The organism is Maribellus maritimus, from assembly GCF_022267315.1.
GTDB lineage: Bacteria > Bacteroidota > Bacteroidia > Bacteroidales > Prolixibacteraceae > Draconibacterium > Draconibacterium maritimum.
Window position 1 is genome coordinate 1 of sequence record NZ_JAIKLE010000022.1, and the last position, 23,179, is coordinate 23,179.

Genomic DNA, 23,179 nt, shown 5'->3' on the forward strand with positions numbered 1-23,179 from the left:
TTTTTTCATTACTGCATAAAGTTTAAAATTAAACAAAAAATACCGGGGGTTGCAACCCCCGGTATTCCTATTTACACAGTTTATGAGATAGTGCTTTTTTTGATGAGAGTATCTTCATTTTATCTGATATGCCATCAATGCCTCACCATGCCTGATATACAATACTCCGTTTGCCACTACAGGATGTGAAAAATGTTCTTTACTCCCCATCGTAATTTTAAATGTTCCTCCAGGTGTAAGTTTGCCATTATTGTAGTTAAACAGGCTTACATCACCGTTTGTACCATAACAAATAAATTTATTGTCGGCAAAAATAAGCCCTCCAAATGGCGATCTTGTCTTGTCAATTACATTCCCCGTAGCTGGATCAAGAATATTCAGATTTCTATTTTCAGTGGTCAAAAACAATTTCTGGTCAGCCACAATCATCCCACCCATATCGTTTTTTACCTGTTTGTTGCTCCACACCTCTTTTACACTTTTCCCATCAGAGGAGAGTTCCATCTTTATGGTACCTTTACCGTTATTGTCGTTGGTAGCTATGTATATATATGGTGCATCGTACACTGGTGTATTGGCATGGTCGCCATCGTGCCGGATAGCAATTTTATATTTCCATAACAGTTCACCATTGTTGCCGTCCACTCCAAAAATATAATTGCGCGATGTCGAAACAAAAACTCTCCGTGCCGGTAAATCAACCAAAATTGGTGACACAAAATGAGTGGTATCGCCCGTTGCTTTTGATGTCCAAACGGTTTCCCCGGTGAACCGGTTAAGTTTGGCAACACTAATTTCTTTGCCGCCCGGAAAACAGTAGACGTATTTATCATCTGTTACCAACGATTCTGAATAACTAAATTCATTCATAAAACCTTTTAGATCATTGACCATATCCACTGCCCACACCTCTTCACCGGTGTTAAGGTCAAAACAGGCTATTCTTCCGGTTCCGGAAGTAGCATATACCCGATCACCCACAACTGTTGGTGTTGAGCGTGCCCCCGGAAAATTGGCAGCATAACCTGACCCCACAAATGATTTTCCATTGGATGATTTCCACAATATTTTGCCACTCAGATCAAAGGCAAATAGGGTGCTGTTACCGTTTTCTACTCCCATTACCAACAACTTGTCAGCACTTACCACCGGTGCAGCATAACCTGCTCCTAAATTTTCGGCAGACCATAATAATCTGGGGCCGTCTTGCGGCCACTTTGTCAGTAGCCCTTTTTCATTGTACTTCCCGTCGCGGGCAGGACCACGCCACTGATAAATATTTTGTGCCATCAGAAACTGATTAAAAAAGAGAATGAAAATCAGCAAAAAAGCAGGTTTGATCTTTTTCATTTTTGTTTTTTTATAAATTTCACGAGTACCTATCCAAACCGGATAACGCGAATATAAGAGAAAAAATATTTGTAACAATAAATGCAAATTAGCTCTCACTAATTCCCCAAACGATGAATACTACGATTCGAACCAAAGCTATGCCATTTTACAATATCTCATTGAAAAACAAGAAAATTGTGATAACGAAGAGCTACTATAACAACACATTTGTTGCCGGTATACTCTCTGCTCAATAACAATTCAACACAAAAAAACTGGATGATAGTTATAGGGAGAAATCCGTCAGGATAAGTAATTACAAAAAAGAGTGGGGAGTTTCTGAATCTACTGGAGGAATGTTGGCAAACATAAGGGATCTTGTATAAACAATCCTTAAAAAGGAAAACATTTTGGACTTTTACGACCAGAAAGCATATCGCGGGAAAAATACTGAAACAGCTCTGGTGAAAAAAAAATTTAAATAAGAAATGATTTCGATATTTTTTCATCAAAAAATATCTGACAGATTAAAAAAATACCAAATACAAACTAATTTTAAGCAAAAAATGATAATAGCATCAGCCCAAACCAGACCGACTAGATTTGACATTAATAAAAATTTGCTTGCTCATTACAGGCTAATTGAATTAGCTGGCAAAAACGGCGCTAATTTACTCTTGTTTCCTGAATTATCGATTAGCGGATACGAAAGAGAAAGAGCCGGAGAATTTGCTTTTGAACCCAATGACAAAAGACTAGATAAATTAAGGAGATTATCTGCAAAAAATCAAATTGTTGTGGTTGCCGGAGCTCCGTTTCTGATGGCCAACAATTTATATATTGGTGCATTTATAATACAACCCGACGAAACGATTTCAGTTTACACCAAACAGTTTTTACATGGCGAAGAGAATAATTATTTTGCTGCCTCTGCAGACTATAATCCGCAAATTAGAATTAAAAACGAACAGTTTTCGCTCGCGATTTGTGCCGATATAAATAATCCACAACATCCGGAGAACGCAAAAAAAATGGGTGCTACAATTTACATGGCAGGAATATTTTTTGAACCTCATGAGATGACAAAAGCACACTTAATACTTTCCGGCTATGCAAAAACACAATCGATTAATGTACTGATGTCAAACTTTGCCGGTTGTCCCTATGGGCTTTCCGGTGGTGGAAAAAGTGCATTCTGGAACAAAAAAGGAGAACTTGTGGCTAGCTTAAACGGCTCCGAGCAGGGAATACTATTCATTGAAAAAAAGGGAGAAAATTGGAAGGAGAAAATAATTCCTAGATAATCCCCAACCTCTTACAATATAAAACAGCCTGGGTGGTATTTTCCGTTCTGGTTTTCCGAAGAATATTCTGGCGGTGATTATTTACGGTGTTTACGCTAATAAACAATTTGTCAGATATACTTTTACTATCGTAACCACGGGAAATTAAATGTAAAATCTCTTTTTCCCTTTTGGTAAGCAAACCTGGCGAATTGTTTTCATCATCAGTAAACAGATACAGCTTTCCGTTTTTTATGTTAATCAGTCTTCTCTGGGGTTGGTAATTTCCTGCTTTTTCAGGCAACAAATCGGTAATGACCAGCGAAAGCCAGGCTTTTCCGTTTTTGTCAAGCTCCATAATAATGGATTGGTGCATGTAACGCCGGTAAAAACCATCGGTATCTTTCACCCTGAAATCATAAATTAATTTATAATTCATTTTTTCGGCCGGCTGAAGCTGAGAATAAAAACGATAAATCAAAAGGTCGGTTTCCAGCACAAAAGCAAAATCATCAGGATGAATATTCCGGTAGGTCGAATCGGAATTATATTTCCCTTCTCTATCGATATTATTGCTCCCAAATAAGCGCTTTTGCTCCGGACTTTCCAGGAGATAATTTTTCTTGTTCATGTCAAATACTGCAAACAGCGAACGCTCTGCTTCAGCCAAACGTTGCAGTAAATCAATTTTAGGCGCAATTCGCTCATAATCCTCCTCGGCAACCGCACATCGATGTGTTTCCATATTCCGAAGTAGTTCTGCTTCTATTTGTTCTGCACGCCTTTTCATAAAATTGATGATAATTCACTATTTCCTGCAATAATCAGGGAACATAATTTTGCAATCAAAAATAAGAATAATTCCAAAAGCTATGTTTGCTTTTAATTTATTTTGGATGAACTAAAAAAAACAAAAATGAAGAGCCATAAAACAATAAATAAAATATTTCTGCTTCTTGCGGGAGGAGTTGCAATTACTTTAGCCGGAATAAACTGGACCATTGGAATTGCAGCATGGATAGCACCGGTTTTTTTGTTGATGTTTACCCGAAAAGCAAAATGGATGGAGATGTTGCTTCTCTTTTTGACTCTTGTTGTTTCGGGAATGATTTCTCAAACCGGCAATAACCTGTTTCATTTAGCCACAGTTAATATTTTTAACGGAGTAAGTTTTGGGCTTCTTACAGGAATTGCATATGTTACCGACAAAGCTTTATACAAAAAAAACAGCCCTTTTTATACCAGCCTGATATTTCCGTCAGCAGTTATTCTGGTTGAATACGTTATGAGTTTTGCTATCGGAACATGGGGAAGCATTGCACACACCCAGTTTGAATTTAAGTCCTTATTGCAATTGAGTTCTGTTACAGGCACTTTTGGTATTTCATTTTTAGTCGTTTGGTTTGCTTCGGTGCTGAACTGGCTCATTGAGAATAAAAATAAACGCCGTAAAATATACATAGCAGGCCTTATATACGGCGGTATCTTTCTCCTTGTTGTCCTATTCGGACTTATTCGTAAAACTCAGTATTCACCAAATAAAAAAACCGTAAAAGTTGCGGCAGTTATCAGTGATACCGATATTCATAAAATCGTGGAAAACAATGAGGAAACCATAAAAACTCTGGCAAACGATTACAGCGCCAAACTTCCTTCTGAGTTTTTCTCCGCTCCTGAAAAGGTAAACACACTCATTGACCGGACCAAAGAAGCTTCAAATCAGGGAGCGAAAATCATTGTGTGGAATGAAATTGCTTTTGTTTTAAACCAGGCACAGAAACAAAACCTTCTTACAGAAATGAAGTCTTTTTGTTTAAAAGAACAAGTTTATGTTTTGATTGCTTTTTTGGAAGAATCAGTACAATCCAATCAAAAACCGTTTAACAACAAAAGTATTCTGATTTCTCCTGACGGAAATGTGGTTTGGGAATATATAAAATCCTATCTTCATCCTTATGCAGAAACACCAATAATTAACAACGGAAATTTTGAAATTCCTTCAATCCAAACCGAATACGGAAAAATTGGCAATGTTATTTGTGCCGATTTGGACATGCCTGCTTACATTAAACAAACCGGGAAACAAAACATTGACATCCTGCTTGTCCCTTCATTCGATTGGCCTGGAATAACGCCTCTGCACTCCGAAATGGCGTGTCTGGAAGCCATTCAGTTTGGTTTTTCATTGCTTAGAGCAAACGGCAAGGGATTAACTGCAGCCTACGATTACATGGGAAACTCCATCGCTTCTTTAAATACTTTTCATTCGAATGAAAAAATCCTTTGTGCAGAAATACCGGTACAGTCTGTAACAACCATTTATGCCAAAACAGGAAATATTCTGATTGTGTTGAGTTTTGCCTTTATCCTTTTTATGATTGCAAAAAAGGCATTTAAAAAGCAACGGGGAAAGCAGGCTGGAATTTAATTTGTTGCCAAATGCAACTGCCCCTCTACCCTTTTCCTCACTACATCGAAATTGCGTTGATAGGAAATTACAGAGACTCCCTGGTTCATGTATCCCCCAAACTGCGATACTTTTTCAAACTGATAATTTCCCTGGATTAAATCTACCTGCAAATAAGGCAAACAATCGCGAAAATCGTTTCCGTAGTTTTTTAACGCATTCAAGAAATAAAAAGTAACGTCGTAACCCTGAATTCCAAAATTATCAGGCTCGGTATAAAAATTTGATTTAAATTTCTCAATAAAATTTATTGTCGACGTTTTTTTATAATCCACCCAGTAGGGTGAAACATATTCCATTTTTAAATTATGAAAATAGTCAATCTGAATACTTTCATACTGCGGGAAACGACTCGTTCCAATCAGGGTAATGGAATATTCATCAGCAAGGTTATTGATATTTGAAATGCCAATACTTAACTCTCCTTCCACTGACGACGGGATATAAATAACATTTTCTTTGTTGTGTGAAAGAATCCGTCGCAAACCAAAGGGCCCGTCGTGTTCAAAATCGTAAACACTAAAACTCACTCCGGCCGATTTTCCCATAAAACCAGAATTGTAAAGTTTTTCCTGAATAAGTTCTACCAGTCTTCCTTCATCTGTTCCCTGGTAGTTACTGGTTCGGAAAACAATAAAATTGCTGTTAAAATATTCCTCAGCCACCAATTCTGCGGTTTTAACTGCAAGATAATCACGGTCGGGATTCACCTGGTAATAATACGGGTTATTCTGTGTTTTATTTGTCTGTGCCGAAAGTGGAGAAACCATCGGGATGCGATTTTTTGCGGCAATATCCGCAAGATCATTTTGAATGTTTGGAAACACCGGACCGATGATTAAATCGGTCTCTAAAAAATCGTCGGAATAAACAGCCTTTCGAACCGAGTCGGCATTTTGCTGTGTGTCAAAAACTTTTAATTCAATATTCATCCCTGCCTGCTGCATCGAATCAACAGCAAGCAACACACCTTCGTAAAACTGAACAAAATTTTCACTTCCCCGGTAGAATCCGATAAACATATCTTCTTTTACCACTTCTTCAACAAAAGTATCCAGCTCGGATGCAGCAACTACATCGTCTGTAATTTCTTCATTTTCCAGCAGTAAACTATCTGAATCCGAAATTTCAATCACCTTATTCAGCGTATCATTTGCTTCCTGAAACAAAGGAAGAAATAAAGCAATCTGATAGGTTTCAAACGAGTTCCAGGATGTTTGTCTCGGCTGACACGATTCAGGAACTGCTACGGGAAGCTCCGACGGAACTTTTACATCATAATAATCCGGTGTCGTAAGCAATTCTTCCGGTGTCTCCTTATTTTCAATCTCTTGTTTTGATTCAACTTCAGCCCCCCTTTCTGCCATAAATTCTATTATCTCAGGTTCAGGTCTTCGCGGTATCAAAACGGTTTCTCCACGCAAGAGATTTCTTGTTTCCAAAACAGGATTGTATTTTTTAATCTCCGGAATTTTAATATCATATTTAGCAGATAACCCATACAATGTCTCTCCTTTCTCAACTTCATGCTTAATAAAAGCATCTTCATTCACAGGTTGAACATTTTTTACTTCAGCGCCTTTCACCGGAACTTTTAAAACAGCTCCAGCCGGAAAACCGTCGGTTAAAAAAGGATTTAATGCCTGTAATTCATTTTCACTTACATCATATTTTCTGGTAATTCCCCATAAGGTCTCTCCCGATTCAATAATATGCTCAAAATAATTGGCTACTTTGTTGCTTTGTTCCAAAACCGGCGCACTTGTTATATTTTCCATTACTGATTTTGGCAGATAAACCTTTGTTCCTGCTTTTAACTGGCGGGCATCAGGATTATAAAATAAAATTTCACTTTCGGTAACGTTGTATTGTCCGGCAATCGAGTAAAGTGTTTCCCCGAGTTTTACCGTATGAGTAATGAGTTCATTGGGTTGTAAAGATTCTGTTTCCGATGAAACGGGCTCGTTTTTACCAACAGGTTCTTGAACTGCGATCGCTTTTTCTTCCCAAAGTGGTATTCGAAGTCGCGTACCTTTTCGGAATTTTTTCACCTCCGGATTATAAGCATACAATTCTTCAATGGTTACTCCATAGTTTTTGGCAATAAAATAAGGCGTTTCACTTCTTGATTCTATCGTATGAAACTCAAAACTTGTAGGATCACCTTTTTTGTATACCGGTTCGTTGGCCAAATCGACACCTTCGGTAAAAGGAATTTTAATAATATCACCTATTTTTAAACCTTGTTTAATTTTTGGATTTATCCGGAGCAATTCTTCATCGTCAACCTCAAAATGTTGAGAAATAGAATAAATGGTTTCACCAGTACGTACCTGATGCAAAATATACTTCTCTCCGCTAATAACAACAACCTCATTTTCTTTTAGTTGCTGTGCTCCCAAAAGAGACGGAAAAGCTAAAATAACCAGAAATAAAACTACTATCTGAAAAATCTTCATCGAATTATCGGATTTAAAAATTGGGTCAAATTTAACAATTATTGATCAACGTTTGTTTTTAAACGTTTCTATTTGAAATTAATTTTATGGTCTTTGTTCCATTTGTAATTTTATTCTTCTGCTGTTAAGAATTGTTCTTTTTGTAAAATATTTCAAAAGTTTTACTTTGTTATTTCTATTTTTGCTCTTTAAAGTGGGTTTTCACTACTAAAAATAAATATTAAATGCAGGAAAAAATAATCATTCTTGATTTTGGCTCGCAGTATACGCAGCTTATCGGACGGAAAATTCGTGAATTGAATGTGTATTGCGAAATACATCCTTTTAATCATTTTCCCGACATTGATGAAAGTGTAAAAGGAGTCGTTTTATCAGGAAGTCCTTTTTCAGTGAGAGATAAAGATGCCCCACGCCCCGATTTATCGAAAATAAAAGGCAAATTGCCTGTTTTGGGTGTTTGTTACGGTGCACAATATATGGCTCACTTTTTTGGTGGTGAAGTTGCTCCTTCCGACTCACGTGAATATGGTCGTGCCAAACTGGGATTTATTGACCACGACAGCGAACTTTTTAAAGATATTTCTTTACACACGCAAGTTTGGATGTCGCATGGAGATACCATCGTAAAACTTCCAAAGAACTATAAAGTCATAGCGTCAACCGAAGATGTAAATTTTGCGGCTTACAAAATTGATGATGAAAAAACATACGCCATCCAATTTCATCCTGAAGTTTACCACACAACTGAAGGAAAACAGTTGCTCAGCAACTTTGTAACCGACATTTGTGGTTGTGAGCAGAACTGGACACCCGATTCTTTTATTGAAACCACAGTGAATGAGCTGAAGGCAAAACTGGGCAACGATAAAGTTGTTTTAGGCTTGTCGGGCGGTGTCGATTCATCGGTTGCCGGAGTTTTGCTTAATAAAGCAATTGGCGATAATTTAACCTGCATTTTTGTAGATAACGGGTTGCTGCGAAAAAATGAGTTTGAAGATGTGTTGCATTCCTATAAAGACATGGGTCTCAACGTAATTGGTGTAGATGCAAAACAAAAATTCTGGGATGACTTAAAAGGAATCACAGAACCAGAACAAAAAAGAAAAGTGATTGGCCGGAATTTTATAGAAGTTTTTGATGTTGAAGCACACAAGATCCGGAATGTAAAATGGCTGGCACAAGGTACCATTTATCCTGATGTAATTGAATCAGTTTCGGTAAACGGCCCATCGGCAACTATAAAATCGCACCATAATGTAGGTGGCTTGCCGGAAAAAATGAACCTGAAAGTAGTAGAGCCTTTACGTCTGCTTTTTAAAGATGAAGTGCGGCGTGTAGGAAAAGCGTTGAGAATAAAAAAAGAATTACTCGGACGCCACCCCTTCCCGGGACCAGGGTTGGGAATTCGCATTTTAGGTGATGTTACTCCGGATAAGGTAAGAATGCTTCAGGAGGCGGATTCCATTTTTATAAACGGATTAAAAAACTGGGGTTTGTATGATGAAGTATGGCAAGCTGCTGTTATTTTATTGCCCATTCAATCGGTTGGTGTAATGGGCGATGAAAGGACTTACGAAAACACGGTTGCACTCCGCGCTGTTACCTCAACCGACGGGATGACGGCCGACTGGGTTCATCTGCCCTATGATTTTTTGGCAAAAATGTCAAACGAAATCATAAACAAAGTTCGTGGTATAAACCGCGTTGTTTACGATATTAGTTCAAAACCACCGGCAACAATTGAATGGGAATGATTGTTGCTGTTGTAATCACTGTTTTCCAATAATAAATTCTAATAAATAAGGTTTGGAATTTATTCCGGAAAATTAGTAAGAGAATAACATTAAAACCATTGTCATGCAGAAAAAAAACAGATACGTTTCTCAAATAGTCATCACATTGTTTTTTGCTTTTTTGATCCTGTCTCCTGATCTTATAAAAGCGCAGGAAGAAGTTCAAAAAAACCAGCTAAAGTTTGGAAGGTTATTGCGGCTCGTTGACGGATATTATGTTGACAGCGCAAATGTTGACGAACTAACGGAAAAAGCAATTGTTAGCCTGCTCGGAGAATTAGATCCTCATTCGGTCTATATATCCAGAGAAGAAGTGGAAAAAATGAACGAGCCCTTAAAAGGAAATTTTGAAGGAATCGGGATTTCATTTAATGTATTTAAAGATACATTACTGGTAACGACCACTATCCCCGGGGGGCCTTCAGAAAAAGTTGGTCTCAGAGCCGGAGACCGCATTGTGGAAGTTGACGGAAAAGACATCGCCGGTATTGGTTTAAAAAACAGCGATGTTTTTGATTTATTACGTGGAAAAAAAGGAACAACTGTTGAATTAAAAGTACTACGTAAGCAGGAAAAAGATTTACTGGATTTTACCATCGTTCGTGATAAAATTCCGATTTATAGTCTAGATGCATCCTACATGCTTGACGAATCAACTGGTTACATCAAACTCAATAAATTCTCAGCAACTACAACTGAGGAATTTGTAGACGCGATGAAAGAACTGCGAACTCAAAACATGGAAAATCTTGTGCTGGATTTAAGGGGGAATGGAGGGGGTTACCTCAAAACAGCCATTGAAATCTCCGACCAGTTTCTGAAAAACAACAAAATGGTTGTTTTTACTGACGGTTCCAACGAACCTAGAAGAGAATACAAAGCAACTTCGATGGGGATGTTTGAAGAGGGTAATCTGGTCGTTTTGGTTGATGAATCCTCTGCTTCGGCAAGTGAGATTGTCTCGGGAGCTGTTCAGGACTGGGACAGAGGTGTAATTATCGGGCGCCGATCCTTTGGAAAGGGTTTGGTTCAGAAGCCCTTCTTTTTGACCGATGGCTCGATGGTACGCTTAACAACAGCACATTACTATACGCCGAGTGGTCGTTGTATTCAAAAGCCCTACGACCACGGAATCACTGAATATCGCCACGATTATCAAACCCGGTTAACAAATGGCGAAATGTTTAGCGCTGACAGCATTTCAATAGAAGACTCTCTGGAATACAAAACACTGGTAAACAGTCGTCCTGTTTTTGGTGGTGGTGGTATTATTCCCGATATTTTTGTGCCCATGGATACATCTTCACATTATCGCTATTTTAACCAGTTAAGAAGAAATAACATAGTTTACAATTATGTTTTGGATTATATTGACAAACACAGAACTCAACTGGAAAAAGAGAACGCTGATTTTGAAGCATTCAATTCCAGTTTTTCTGTAAGCGATGAAATGATTGAGCAAATTGTGGAAAATGGTGAAAATGACGGAATAGAAAAAGATGAAGAAAGCCTGGAGTTCACTTTAAACTCGATGAGAAAAGAGATAAAAGCTTTAATTGCTCGTGATTTATTTTCCCGAAATGAATTTTACAGGGTTTATTATGCTGACGATGAAGGCATTTTAAAAGCTCTTGAAGTGATTCAAAACCAAAATGAATACAACAACCTGCTTGTTTCGAAAGATTGATAAAAATTATGCTTAATAATTTTCTGGAATGGCTCCTGGGCAACAAAATTGAAGTACTGGGAGCCATTCTTGGTATTTTATACATTATCTTTTCGATAAAACAAAATGTTTTAACCTGGCCCACGGGTTTGCTGACATCAGTTTTATACGTTGTCGTTTTTTTTCAATCAAAATTTTATGCCGATATGGGATTGCAGGTATATTATGTAATGATTAGTATATACGGCTGGTATTATTGGCTGAAAGGTGCAACAGGTGATGACAACAATGTCCCGGTAAAAAAAACACCTAATCGCTTATGGCTAAAATTGAGTGTGGCAGCGATTATTATTTATTTCGTTATTTTGTTTATCCTTATAAAATTTACCGATTCAGACGTTCCTTTTATGGACTCACTTACAACCGCGTTAAGCATTGTTGCCACCTGGATGCTGGCAAGAAAATACATGGAGCATTGGCTAATATGGGTTTTTGTAGATTTATTCTCATCAGGATTATATGTGTATAAAAATTTATGGGCAACTGCTGTACTGTTTGTCGTGTACACTGTAATGGCTACTGTAGGTTATTACCAGTGGAAAAAAGATCTAAATCATCATCAAAAAGTTAACCAATTTGCCTAAAATAATAGTCATAACCGGAGCCGAATCGACAGGAAAAAGTGTTTTAACTGAATCGTTGGCAAAACATTTCGGGGTACCTTTCATACCAGAAATTGCGCGAGAATATGTTGAAAATATCGACCGAAAATACAATTATAATGATGTTGAAACGATTGCAAAAAAACAGGTCGAATTATTACACCAGTTTTCAAACTCGGATTATCCTTTTCTATTTGTAGACACCTGGCTCATTATTACAAAAATCTGGCTAGAAGTTGTTTTTAAAAAGGTCCCGGAGTGGATTGAAAATGAAATTCAAAAAACAAAAATCGACCTTTTCCTGGTTTGTGATACCGACTTACCCTGGATTCCGGATCCTGTTCGTGAAAACGGAGGAAAAAACAGAAAAATACTTCAGAAAACCTATTTGGAACAAATTGAATATTACAATTTTAGTTATAAAGTTGTATCAGGACATGACGAAAAAAGACTAAAAAAAGCCTTGCATTTTTTAAAATTTATGTGAATAATTTAAAACCATGTCCACATCTATATGTTTTAGAATTGAATATTGTAAATTTAAATTCTGAAATTCCAGGAATTTTATCAAAATTATGACAACAAAAGAATTAGAATCAAAAATAAGTTATACCATTCAAAAACTCAGCGATCCGTTTTCATATGATAAGGTTTGTCATGAACACCGTTTGGGCGAACCACTACCTTCAAAAAAATCACTGAGCAAAGTAATTGAAATGGTTCGTGAAATAATTTTCCCCGGGTATTTTGGCAACACCTCTTTACGTCCCCACACAACAACACATTACATGGGCGTATACATTGACGAGTTATATGAATTACTCAGCCGGGAAATATTAGCCGGGATGTGTTTTGAGTGTGAAGATGAGAAAGCAAACAAGGTTGAAAAACATTCAGACAGGGCCAAACATATTGCCATCGATTTTATCGAGTATCTTCCTGAAATGAGACGAAAACTGGTGGCTGATGTTGAAGCAACCTATCTGAACGACCCGGCAGCAAGAAACCGCGGCGAAGTAATTTTTTGTTACCCGGCCATACGCGCTATTACAAATTACAGGATGGCGAATAAGTTACTTGAACTTGACGTTCCGTTAATCCCTCGTTTTATTTCTGAAATGGCCCATAGCGAAACCGGAATTGATATCCATCCACGTGCACAGATTGGCGAGTCATTTACCATTGATCATGGTACAGGTGTTGTAATTGGATCAACTTGTATTTTAGGCAAAAATGTCAAAATCTACCAGGGAGTCACATTGGGTGCCAAAAGCTTTCCACTGGATGAAAAAGGAAATCCCATAAAAGGAATTCCACGACATCCCATTGTTGAAGATGATGTAGTTATTTATGCCGGAGCAACTATTCTGGGAAGAGTGACTATTGGCAAGGGTTCGGTTATCGGAGGAAACGTCTGGGTTACGCGCGATTTGCCACCTGAATCTAAAGTTATACAGTCACGTCCTAAAGAAACAACTTTTGCCGACGGTGCTGGAATTTAATCAAATAAAAATAAAACCTTTTGAGAACTTTTAAACTTACAGCCAAAACCTTTGCCGGACTGGAAAATGTTTTGGCATCGGAAATTAATAAGATTGGAGGCAAGAATATAAAACCGGGTAACAGAGTAGTCTATTATGAAGGCGACCTGGAAATGATATACAAATCCAATTATTTTTTGCGTACCGCATTACGAATCCTAAAGGAGATAGAATTTTTTCAATTTAAAGATGTTGACCAGTTTTATTTGTATTGTAAAAAAGTCAGATGGGAAAACATCTTTAATATTAATCAAAGTTTTGTCATAAATAGTACAGTTTCCAATTCAAGGGATTTTCGCAATTCAATGTTTGCTTCTCTCAAAGTAAAAGATGCCATTGCTGATTATTACAGAGACAAAACCGGAAAAAGACCCAATGTTGATACTAAAACTCCGGATATAGTAATTAATGTGCATATTAATAAGAATAATTGCACCATTTCATTGGATAGTTCGGGTGAATCGTTACATAAAAGAAACTACAAAGTTATACAGGGAGATGCTCCTTTAAACGAAGTATTGGCAGCAGGAATGATTTTATTATCCGGATGGGATGGAACTTCTGATTTTGTTGATCCTATGTGTGGCTCCGGGACTTTACCAATTGAAGCAGCTTTTATCGCGCAAAATATACCTGCCGGAAGATTCAGAAAAAATTATGCATTTCAAAACTGGCCGGATTATAATGAAGAACTATTTGATAAAGTACAACAGTCTTCCGATAGAAGAGATTTTAAATATAAAATCTATGCTTCTGACATTTTAAAAAGCAATGTATTAAATGCACAAACAAATGCAAGAAGGTCATTGGTTTTTAATAAAATTCAATTTGAAACAACCGATTTTAAAGATCTGAATCTGGACATTTCTGAAAATGCTGTAATAATTATTAATCCACCTTATGGAGAACGCATAAAATCAAGTAACCTCGATGGCCTCTACGCTATGATTGGCGAGCGACTAAAACATCAATTCGCAGGTTGTACTGTATGGATTCTAAGCGCATCTTCAGCAAGTTTGAAACAAATAGCTTTAAAAACATCTCAAAAATTAAAGCTGTACAACGGCTCACTTGAATGCAATTATAATAAATACCGACTCTTTAGTGGTAAATTATCACAACAATAATATGTTTTTACAGTAAAATTAAATTAAAAAAAGAGGAAATTATTAAACTTCTTCGTCATCGAAAATATCTCTGTCGCGAGTTTTTGGTGGGATAGGATCTCCGCCTCCACGAACTTGCATCATTTCGTTTTCACTTAAAATATCAAAACTTTGGAAATTTTCTACTGAGTTATCAATCATCTTTTTCATCGTAAATAAATTAATTCGTTAAACTTAAAAATCACACATTCTACTTATATATTCGGATATTGGTAAAAAGGTAACCCCCGAATTGGAAAAAATTTTTATTTCAGCTAATTTGGCGCTGTTAAATACAGAGAGGACTTAATGAAAAAAGAATATATTTCACTCATTTTCTTAATGTTAATCACACCACTAGAATTATTATCTGGAAACACTCTAAATAACAATATTGATAGCATTCGGGCTTCCAATGCATACAGAGCAGCTGCGAACCTAAGCAATGCAGGACAGTATTTTGAAAGCCTGGATTCATTTTTAGTAGCCCTTAAATTAAGGCAGAATTATTTGGTAGGCGAAAAGAAAAGTCTTTTGGCAGGAACATACATGGCAGTTGGTACCGCATATAAGAATATTGGAAGATACGATTTGGCAGAACAAAATGTTTTAATTGCTGAACAGCTTTATAAAGACAGATATGGCGCAAACAGTAGCAGAATATCAAACGTTTATTTTAACATCGGGAATATATACAGAGCGAAATTGAATTATGCTGAAGCCATACAATATTTTGAACAAAGTATAAGTATCCTTAAAAACCAAGAGGTTGTAGACCATGTTCTTATCGCATATATAAATTATAGTGTTGCAGAGATATATTATTTAATGGAACGATATGATAGAGCCATCGAAATTATTAAAAATAATATTGACAAATCAGAGACCATCGATAAAATCTATTATTATGAACTACTAGGTGCAATTTACAACACAGAGAAAAAATATGACCTAGCTTCCATAGCTTACGAAAAAGCAATAAAATATACGCTGGATTTTTACCCGACCAATGATATAAATATTGCTTTTCAATATCTCAACTATGCCTCTTTTAAATACAATATAAATAATTATGAAGTAGCTGAAGAATACCTAAAAAAAGCTTATTCTATAATTTCTTTAACAGAAACCCAAACGGGGACCACCATTGCGGAGTACTATAGAATTTATGGATTTTTAAACTCAGGAAAAAAAATTAATACAACTGATGTAGAGGATTTTAAAAATCAAAAATATCAGAACTACCAACAAGCAATTTTTTACTTCAAGAAAGCACTTAAAGCGTACAACTTCCCGACTGATCCTGAACCAATTACCTCTCTGGATGAAATTAACTCCACATCTGTAGTATCAAGTATCAGTATTTTGAAATTTATAGCAGACAACTACGTTGAAATGGGATTAATATATGAAGGAAACGATAAGGATATTTATAAAAAATCTATTGACCGGGCTCTTGATTATTATGATTTTATAAGTGATTTATTACAAAAAACAAAACGAGAGATCTCAGACGACGATAGCAGAATACTGTTGGCAGGATTGGAACAGTCAACCCTTATTAAACTAATAGAAACATCATTCAGAGCATACAAGTTAGAAAACTCTCAGGAGTATGTCGAACGTGCTTTTAAAAACGCTGAATCCTTAAAATCAGGAAGTTTGTTCGATAAATTATCAAATGATGAAGCAATGCAGTCAAGTCTAATACCGGATAGTCTTTTAACATTGGAAAGAAAAATTAATTTAAACATCACAAACTTTAGCTCCATGAAATACAATGAGCAGGTTTCAGAGACTCCTGATGTATCGGAAATTAACCGCCTCGATTCCGTTCTTTTTAGTTTAAGAAGACAAAGAACAGAGCTCAATGATTATTTGGAAGACAACTACAAACAATATTATAATCTGAAATACTCCGATAACTCTATAAACATCAATAAGATACAAGATAAACTAAAATCCGATGAAGTTCTGGTCGAGTATGTCTTAAATGAAATGGATTCACTTACAGAACTCTACACCTTTTTCTTTACAAACAACGAAGTTCAATTTGAACGTCAGGAATTAGCACCTTCTTTTTCCAAAAACATCGATGAGATATTCCAATTTATGTCCAACTCTAGTTATATTTTCACAAAAAATGAAGATTCAAAGAAATATTGTGTTGCTTCAAATCAACTGTACAAAAACTTAATTGCTCCCTATGAAAACAAAATAAAAGACAAGAGTTTAATAATTGTACCCGATGGTAAATTAAGCTACATATCTTTTGATGCACTACTCACTGATTTACCTGATACAACATCAACTATTCAATTTAACAAATTAGATTATCTGATTAAATCAAATATCATAAACTACTCATATTCAGCAAATTTAATTTACAACATTGATAATACTAAAACGAATTCTAAAAAACGAATACTGGCATTTGCCCCGGAATATAATTCAGACTCAATTACAATTGGAAATAGTGTATTTCCCTTACGCCCTCTTATAGGAACACAAAAGGAAGTTGATTTAATCGCCTCAGAAATAAAAACAGAAGTATATAAGGGAGAGAATGCCACAGAATTAAAGTTTAGGGAAAAAAGTGAAGATTATGATATTTTACATTTGGCAATGCATGCTTTTATAAACGATTCCCTTCCATCACTTTCTCAATTTGCCTTTGCTCAAAATAAAAACGGAAACCTTTCTTCTGACGGGCTTTTAAGTACTGCGGATATATATAATTTAAACTTGAAGGCCCGTCTCTCTGTTTTGAGTGCTTGTAACACCGGAACAGGCCAGTTGAAGAAGGGAGAGGGAGTCATTAGTTTAGCACGAGGCTTTCTTTATGCAGGCTGTCCGGCAATTATTATGACTTTATGGGAAGTTGAAGATAATTCCGGAACAAAAATTATGAGCTCATTTTACAAATTTCTTAAAAAAGGAAAAAATAAAGACGAAGCGTTAAGACTTGCAAAGCTGGAATATTTGGAAAATGCCAATTCAAGACTGGCTCACCCTCATTACTGGCTTGGTTATGTTAGTATTGGCGATAATACCTCTCTGTATAAGAGTTATGATTTTTACTTCTTTAGTTTGCTTTTACTCACAATTATCGGTGTTACTACAGAACAGATAATCCGTATTAGAAAAGCCCGCAAAAGACGGGCTTAACTGTATATTACACAGAATAACTTTTACAAGTACCTGGACTGACTATTCCTAACTATTTTTTTCACCAAACTCTACTTCTTCGTTATACGAATATAAATTGAATAATGTGTGTGATTTTTATTCGTCTAACAAAACAATTTACTGTTATTGAACTTTTTAGAATGTGTGTGATTTTTAAGTTTAATTCCAGTAATTTATTTCAATGAGCTTGTGATGATTTGAATTGTTTAGAATGAATGTGTGATTTAACAATTCAAACGAATCTCTTTATTACAACTATTTTATAGAATATTTAAGTCTTCTTAGTATCGCCTTTGCGTCCTTTTTATAAAAACTATTTTTATCGATGATTGCGGTTAATTGCACCTTTGCTTTATCCAATTCTCCAAGCTTAATATTACACAGTGCTCTGTTCCATTCTGCCTCTTCAATAAAAAGATTGTCTGCGTGTTTGATAACCTGATTGTATTCAGGAATTGCTTCTTTAAACTGATTCAAATTTTGCAAACTTGCTCCTTTATAGAAGTGGGATGCATATTTTTCATTTTCCTTTTCCAGTGCTTTATTATAATTCTGTATGGCCATTTGGTAATCACCATTCATAAAATAGAGATTCCCCTCGGTAAAATAATGATTTGCTCTGGTAGCTTCATAGGTAAGCGAACGTTCAGGAGACCACTGCGGAGATTTGTAATACGAATTGTATGTTTTGTCTAACGAATTAAAGCTGATATTTAAAACTCCAGAAATACCTAATAAAAGAATAATAACAGCTGCATATCTCTTCAGATTCTTTGCCAGTTTAATTTTTGAATCGGGTATGATTGATTTAACTTCAGTATTTTCTGCATTTCTACGCGCTTCAGCTAACTCTTCTCTCAAGTCAAATATATCTTTCTCACTTGCTGCTTCATTTACATTTCTACGCAAATTAACTTCCGACATTAAATCAGTATTTTCGGTCAGTTCAGCTAAGAATTCGTCTAACAATTCCCCCTCCAGCTCTCCGTCGATGTAACTTTCAATATCTTTTTCACTAACATTCCAGGATGTCTCGGTTTCTAAAATATGACTTAACTGATTACGAAGTTCCAGTATATCTCCTTCAAGTAAAGCACTTTCCATTTCTCGATGAAGTTGAACTTCTTCTCTGAGTGCCCTGTTCTGCTCAAGTTCTGTCTCAAACTCATGAAGTTTCTCTCCACTTAACTCTCCGCTCAAATAACTATCGATATCTTCGGTTGAATATTGTGGTTTTACTGATTTAGCTACCTGGGAAAGTGTTTCCCGTAAATTGATAATATCTTTTTCCAAAACAGCCTCTTCCAGCCCTTCCAGATCTTCTAATTCTTCGAAATCAAAACCTTCAAGAGAATCGTCCATTTCTCCATTAAGATTTGATTTTTCCTGCTCTCTGTAAAACTCATGAACATTCTCTTTAGAGCTCATTTCGTGCTGGTAAACATGCACTTTGGGAAGCGAATCATAGAAATTGATGAGTTCCTCAGGAGATACATTTTCATTTATTTCCTCAATGTCTGCAAATTCATCGAGTAATTCAAATGCGCCCAAACTGTTTTTTTCTGATTTTTGTGTTTTTGAAATGTTTTGGAGTTTGTCCCGGAGGTTAACAATGTCTTTTTCGCTGACTGCTGATTTAATTTCCTGATGTAATTTGAGCTCTTCCCTTAAATCACCGTTATGTTTAAGTTCAGATTCAAATTCTTTTCGATCGACCTCGCTTAACTGGTCTTCGAAATAATTTTCAATCCATTCAAAAAATTCTGCTTTAGGTATCATCTTCAAGTATTTTTTTGTATTCTGTATCTTGCTTTATCCTGTTTATCAGTAATTCTTTACACTTATATTTTCTGGTTTTCGCATATTTTTCTCCTTTATATCCCATTATCTTGGCTATTTCCTTTAACGGGACTTTATCGAAAAAAAGTTGCAATAATTTCTGACAATCTGATCCAAGAGTCTTAAAATGCTTCTGATACAAACTGTATCTTTCATTTTTATCCACTAAGTCAACCAGGTTTTCATCGTATAAATCATCCTGGTATGGAAGAGTGTCATTTAACTTTTCTTTTTCTATCCTACGTTTTTCCAGTTGTTTTAACCATAAAAAACGACAGACAGAAAATAAATAACCATGAAAAGAACTCTTTGCGAAAATTAAATCATTCTCTTTTAATTTTCTGTAGATAACAATTATAGCTTCCTGAAATACATCATTAGCGTCATCTTCGCTACCTTGATTTTTCTTAATAAAAAAACTAACCTTGTAATAATACTCCTTATAAATGTATTGTAAGATCAGATTATCATGTCTTAAAATACCTTTTAGGATTTGCTCATCGCTATAACTTCTCATCTTCTATATATATAATTCGATTTTTATCAAAAAGGTAACCCGTATTTTTAATAATTCTTTAAATTGTTATTAATATGTTTGAAACAACGGGCTGAAATATTCTCATAAACAACACCTTACATTTAAGATTGTAAATGTACAAATCTAATCAAGAATAATGAAATTTGGGCTAAAAATTTTATAAGACCTAGTTAAAAACAAAAAGGCCGGTTCAACAACCAGCCTTTTCTCATTAAACTAACTAACCTAACTAAACCTAAACTTATGAAAATAAACGTACCACAAAGATAAAAGCAGAAATGAATTGGAGCAACTATTTTCTGTTAAATCATGTTAAAGATTATATTAATTTAACATGAACACCTATTGAGCAATAAATGTATAATGGATTGTACCTTTCTGAATATCAGGTGAATTGTAGTCCTTATTAAAAATCGTTCTTAACGCAGCCACTTCTGCATACGTATAAATTTGTTCATTGCGTATATTTTTATTTTTACGCGCCGAGGCTTTAACAACCCGCCCATTTCGGTCAACTTCAATATCAACAACTATTTTTCCACCTCCTTGTGTTAAGTAAACAGGAATAGGTAAACTCAAATGATATCTGTTTTCCAAATAATAAACAATATTACTTTCACCTGTGTAAACCACATTTTTAATGGAATCAGGATTCATTCCTTCAGTAGTTTCTACCGGCATCTCTATGTCTTCAAGCTTTACTCTTTCTTTTGACAACTGGTTATTAACATCAGCTGCCAGTTGTCGCGCTGCCTCTACTTCTTTGAGATAGTCTTCATCAAAAAATTCTTCAGTTGCAGATAACCTGTTTGAAGCGCGATTTGTTCTCTGACTTTGGGTTTCGGTATTTTGCGATGAAGGGTCATTTGGAGTATCATCCTGTTGCTCGACTTCCGGCTCTTCGATTATTTCCTCCGGTTCCGGTAAAATATCAGGAAATTCGATAATTATTTCTTCTTCTTTTACATTTCCTTTCATATCTACTTCCGCCAAAAGAAATGCAAGAACGAGCAAAATATGGAAAACCAAAGTACCCATTACCCCGTAGATGTTCCGTTTATAAAATTTCCCCAATTTGCTCATGCAGCAAAAGTATAAAATAACCGCTAAACCCTTAACGTAATTTGACCTTCAAAATTTATTAAACAGCATAAAAAATTCCGTTTAAATAACACATGGAGATAATTTCTATGACTTGATGTAAGTTACTGATCTTTATCATTATACTCGTCACTATTCCTGTTTTCAAAACACAAATTCACCTCAAATTTTCTATTCCCATACATCGTTTAACAGTTTTTAACACTCTGTTTTTCAAAGTTTTAATATCTGAATGACTTTTTTTTTGCATGTTTATAAAATGAAATTTAATTCCCTATTGAATCAAAAATAATATCGTATTTTAATGCAGGAATGAGTGGGTGGTCGAAAATATTGATTCTAATTATCATAACATTAACAAATGTCTTAGGCTTTGAAGTTCATGCACAGTCATATACAAAAGATACTGTCTTTATTGAAAAATTACCCGAAGAAAAATATAACCAATTTTATGATAGTTTGAAGTACAAAGCCAATCAAAACAAAATCACTCGTTTTTTTTACGATTTTCTGATTTCTCCACCTCGTCCCTATGTTGATAAAAAGGAGATGGCTCTGGAATATTACAGTCGGATGGAGGGAAAAACTATTTCTGAAATTGATATCACTGCACTTGATGTATTTGGTCCCGCCCTTGAAGATACAACAAAAAGAGCCAAAAGTTGGGTTGAACGAACGGCCAATGCGCTTCATACAAAATCCAACCTTAACACCATCGAAAAAATGTTAATGTTTAAGGTGGGTGATATTATCGATGCTGAAGAATTGTACGAAAACGAACGTATAATAAGAGCGCTTCCCTATATTAAAGACGCCCGTTTTTTTCTGGAACAGGATTCTATTAACCCGGACTTGGTAACTGTTCATGTAATTACAAAAGACAGGTTTTCGCTTGGAATTTCGGGAAATGTAAACGGGACAAGTTCTGCAGCACTCGAACTATACAACCAGAATATTTTTGGCGTTGGCCATGAAATTTCACTGCGTTTTGTCGGTCATTTGCACAAACAACCGTACATGGGATTAGAAACGTTCTATTCTATTAACAATGTTAAAGGAAAGTTTGTGGATGTTTCTGCAGGATACATGAATACTTACCTAAAAGAAGGATTCTCTTTTGAGTTGGAAAAACCATTTCTAATTCCATCAATGAAATGGGGTTACGGAGCTTCTGCGTTAAGAATGCACCGAACGAACCAGATTTTTAACAATGAGCCGCTAGTTATTGATGAGCCTCTTGATTATTCATTTTACAGTGCCTGGGCAGGAAGAAGCTTTCAGATAAACAGAAACAATTACAATAGCTCTCAAGTAGTTATTTCGGGAGGATTTTATAATCGCACCTACCACCACAGACCAAATCCATCGTTTACGGAGAATCAGTTTTTCTCCAACAATACATTTTACTTAACAGGTTTGACTTTTACTCAACGGCGATATATTCAGGACCAGTTAATATACAGTTACGGCATTGTTGAAGATATACCGGAGGGATTTAAAAATGAGATTGTTTACGGATTTGATGCCAATGAGTTTGGGAACAGACATTATTTACACCTTTATCTTTCAAACGGGAATTTACTGATAAAAAGAAAAGGTTATCTTTTTATGTCGGCAGGTATTGGTGGCTATTTTAATAAATCGAAGTTTGAACAAGGACAAGTTCAGGCGAGTACCAATTTTATTTCGCGCCAGTTTAATGCAGGAAGAAAGAGATTTCGACTATTTATCCGTTCAAATTATATTCTTGGCCTTAAACGTTTTGATATCGAGAATCTTGACTTAAGCCGAAATGAAGATATTCGTGGATTTTCAAGTAAAGAAGCGGTTGGCAAACAAAAACTGAGTGTAGATCTTGAATATGTTTTGTTTTTACGCAGAGAATTCTACAAGTTTAATATGGCTTTCTATGGATTTGCCGACGTGGGAGTTATAGGTTCAAACAAAAAGCTCATTTTTACTCAGCACTATTACAGCGGCCTTGGCCTCGGCTTGCGACTTCATAATGAAAACCTGGTTTTCAAAACCCTGCAAGTCAGGCTCGCTTTCTATCCTTTTCACCCCAGCGACATGAGTTTTGTTGGTTTTATCTTTGAAGAACAATTGAAGAAAAACTTTTACAGTTTCGAGCCTACCGCTCCCGCCCCACTGGATTTCAAATAAT

At 35.8% G+C, this 23,179-nt stretch carries 17 protein-coding genes; 10 read left to right on the plus strand and 7 right to left on the minus strand.

Annotated elements, in window-relative coordinates:
- Positions 1–114 precede the first annotated feature (114 nt).
- The gene (locus tag K5G00_RS18320) at positions 115–1,350 is read right to left on the minus strand and encodes a PQQ-binding-like beta-propeller repeat protein (RefSeq protein ID WP_238767640.1); all 1,236 of its coding nucleotides are present in this window, start codon (positions 1,348–1,350) and stop codon (positions 115–117) included.
- Between the two features lie 548 nt (positions 1,351–1,898).
- Here K5G00_RS18320 and K5G00_RS18325 point away from each other — a divergent pair.
- A complete protein-coding gene (locus tag K5G00_RS18325) occupies positions 1,899–2,636 on the plus strand; it encodes a carbon-nitrogen hydrolase family protein (RefSeq protein ID WP_238767641.1) in 738 nt (245 codons plus the stop codon).
- On the opposite strand, the gene K5G00_RS18330 is transcribed toward K5G00_RS18325, so the two are convergent.
- A complete protein-coding gene (locus K5G00_RS18330; protein WP_238767642.1) occupies positions 2,629–3,405 on the minus strand; it encodes a helix-turn-helix domain-containing protein in 777 nt (258 codons plus the stop codon). The genes K5G00_RS18325 and K5G00_RS18330 overlap by 8 nt on opposite strands.
- 126 nt (positions 3,406–3,531) lie before the next feature.
- Between K5G00_RS18330 and K5G00_RS18335 the strand changes: the two genes are divergently transcribed.
- Entirely contained in the window at positions 3,532–5,043 is a 1,512-nt protein-coding gene (locus K5G00_RS18335; RefSeq protein ID WP_238767643.1) for a nitrilase-related carbon-nitrogen hydrolase, read from the plus strand.
- Here the strand turns inward: K5G00_RS18335 and K5G00_RS18340 are convergent.
- Entirely contained in the window at positions 5,040–7,541 is a 2,502-nt protein-coding gene (locus K5G00_RS18340; RefSeq protein ID WP_238767644.1) for a LysM peptidoglycan-binding domain-containing protein, read from the minus strand. The two genes, K5G00_RS18335 and K5G00_RS18340, sit on opposite strands and share 4 nt — an antisense overlap.
- Before the next feature lie 224 nt (positions 7,542–7,765).
- On the opposite strand from K5G00_RS18340, the gene guaA reads away from it, so the two are divergent.
- From guaA to K5G00_RS18370, 6 genes are all read left to right on the plus strand, one after another.
- Entirely contained in the window at positions 7,766–9,295 is a 1,530-nt protein-coding gene (gene guaA / locus K5G00_RS18345; protein WP_238767645.1) for a glutamine-hydrolyzing GMP synthase, read from the plus strand.
- A gap of 103 nt (positions 9,296–9,398) precedes the next feature.
- Positions 9,399–11,021, plus strand: coding sequence for a S41 family peptidase (locus K5G00_RS18350; protein ID WP_238767646.1), 1,623 nt, complete (start codon positions 9,399–9,401; stop codon positions 11,019–11,021).
- 8 nt (positions 11,022–11,029) lie between these two features.
- Complete coding sequence (pnuC, locus tag K5G00_RS18355; RefSeq protein ID WP_238767647.1) at positions 11,030–11,644, plus strand: nicotinamide riboside transporter PnuC; 615 nt, start codon at positions 11,030–11,032, stop codon at positions 11,642–11,644.
- Positions 11,637–12,149 carry an AAA family ATPase gene (locus K5G00_RS18360; protein ID WP_238767648.1) on the plus strand — a complete coding sequence of 171 codons (513 nt, stop codon included), beginning with the start codon at positions 11,637–11,639 and terminating at the stop codon, positions 12,147–12,149. Before pnuC ends, K5G00_RS18360 begins: the two co-directional genes overlap by 8 nt.
- Before the next feature lie 88 nt (positions 12,150–12,237).
- On the plus strand, positions 12,238–13,164 hold the full coding sequence (gene epsC, locus K5G00_RS18365; RefSeq protein WP_238767649.1) for a serine O-acetyltransferase EpsC: 927 nt from the start codon (positions 12,238–12,240) through the stop codon (positions 13,162–13,164).
- 20 nt (positions 13,165–13,184) lie between these two features.
- Positions 13,185–14,330, plus strand: a complete 1,146-nt coding sequence (locus K5G00_RS18370; protein WP_238767650.1) for a THUMP domain-containing class I SAM-dependent RNA methyltransferase — start codon at positions 13,185–13,187, stop codon at positions 14,328–14,330.
- A 42-nt stretch (positions 14,331–14,372) separates the two neighbouring features.
- Here the strand turns inward: K5G00_RS18370 and K5G00_RS18375 are convergent, their stop codons facing one another.
- On the minus strand, positions 14,373–14,510 hold the full coding sequence (locus tag K5G00_RS18375) for a hypothetical protein (protein ID WP_238767651.1): 138 nt from the start codon (positions 14,508–14,510) through the stop codon (positions 14,373–14,375).
- 147 nt (positions 14,511–14,657) lie between these two features.
- Between K5G00_RS18375 and K5G00_RS18380 the strand changes: the two genes are divergently transcribed.
- Complete coding sequence (locus tag K5G00_RS18380) at positions 14,658–17,516, plus strand: CHAT domain-containing protein (RefSeq protein WP_238767652.1); 2,859 nt, start codon at positions 14,658–14,660, stop codon at positions 17,514–17,516.
- Between the two features lie 276 nt (positions 17,517–17,792).
- On the opposite strand, the gene K5G00_RS18385 is transcribed toward K5G00_RS18380, so the two are convergent.
- From K5G00_RS18385 to K5G00_RS18395, 3 genes are all read right to left on the minus strand, one after another.
- Positions 17,793–19,316, minus strand: coding sequence for a tetratricopeptide repeat protein (locus tag K5G00_RS18385; RefSeq protein ID WP_238767653.1), 1,524 nt, complete (start codon positions 19,314–19,316; stop codon positions 17,793–17,795).
- A complete protein-coding gene (locus tag K5G00_RS18390; RefSeq protein ID WP_158869914.1) occupies positions 19,306–19,893 on the minus strand; it encodes an RNA polymerase sigma factor in 588 nt (195 codons plus the stop codon). Before K5G00_RS18390 ends, K5G00_RS18385 begins: the two co-directional genes overlap by 11 nt.
- 363 nt (positions 19,894–20,256) lie before the next feature.
- Positions 20,257–20,997, minus strand: coding sequence for a hypothetical protein (locus tag K5G00_RS18395; RefSeq protein ID WP_238767654.1), 741 nt, complete (start codon positions 20,995–20,997; stop codon positions 20,257–20,259).
- 330 nt (positions 20,998–21,327) lie between these two features.
- On the opposite strand from K5G00_RS18395, the gene K5G00_RS18400 reads away from it, so the two are divergent.
- Positions 21,328–23,178: a BamA/TamA family outer membrane protein gene (locus K5G00_RS18400; protein WP_238767655.1), complete on the plus strand. Its 1,851-nt coding sequence runs from the start codon at positions 21,328–21,330 to the stop codon at positions 23,176–23,178.
- Position 23,179: the final 1 nt, after the last annotated feature.

Excerpts from the sequence above, each read along its gene's own strand:
- K5G00_RS18320 (WP_238767640.1), bottom strand. The coding sequence starts at position 1,350 with ATGAAAAAGATCAAACCTGCTTTTTTGCTGATTTTCATTCTCTTTTTT.
- K5G00_RS18325 (WP_238767641.1), top strand. The coding sequence starts at position 1,899 with ATGATAATAGCATCAGCCCAAACCAGACCGACTAGATTTGACATTAAT.
- K5G00_RS18330 (WP_238767642.1), bottom strand. The coding sequence starts at position 3,405 with ATGAAAAGGCGTGCAGAACAAATAGAAGCAGAACTACTTCGGAATATG.
- K5G00_RS18335 (WP_238767643.1), top strand. The coding sequence starts at position 3,532 with ATGAAGAGCCATAAAACAATAAATAAAATATTTCTGCTTCTTGCGGGA.
- K5G00_RS18340 (WP_238767644.1), bottom strand. The coding sequence starts at position 7,541 with ATGAAGATTTTTCAGATAGTAGTTTTATTTCTGGTTATTTTAGCTTTT.
- guaA (WP_238767645.1), top strand. The coding sequence starts at position 7,766 with ATGCAGGAAAAAATAATCATTCTTGATTTTGGCTCGCAGTATACGCAG.
- K5G00_RS18350 (WP_238767646.1), top strand. The coding sequence starts at position 9,399 with ATGCAGAAAAAAAACAGATACGTTTCTCAAATAGTCATCACATTGTTT.
- pnuC (WP_238767647.1), top strand. The coding sequence starts at position 11,030 with ATGCTTAATAATTTTCTGGAATGGCTCCTGGGCAACAAAATTGAAGTA.
- epsC (WP_238767649.1), top strand. The coding sequence starts at position 12,238 with ATGACAACAAAAGAATTAGAATCAAAAATAAGTTATACCATTCAAAAA.
- K5G00_RS18375 (WP_238767651.1), bottom strand. The coding sequence starts at position 14,510 with ATGATTGATAACTCAGTAGAAAATTTCCAAAGTTTTGATATTTTAAGT.
- K5G00_RS18380 (WP_238767652.1), top strand. The coding sequence starts at position 14,658 with ATGAAAAAAGAATATATTTCACTCATTTTCTTAATGTTAATCACACCA.
- K5G00_RS18385 (WP_238767653.1), bottom strand. The coding sequence starts at position 19,316 with ATGATACCTAAAGCAGAATTTTTTGAATGGATTGAAAATTATTTCGAA.
- K5G00_RS18390 (WP_158869914.1), bottom strand. The coding sequence starts at position 19,893 with ATGAGAAGTTATAGCGATGAGCAAATCCTAAAAGGTATTTTAAGACAT.
- K5G00_RS18395 (WP_238767654.1), bottom strand. The coding sequence starts at position 20,997 with ATGAGCAAATTGGGGAAATTTTATAAACGGAACATCTACGGGGTAATG.
- K5G00_RS18400 (WP_238767655.1), top strand. The coding sequence starts at position 21,328 with ATGAGTGGGTGGTCGAAAATATTGATTCTAATTATCATAACATTAACA.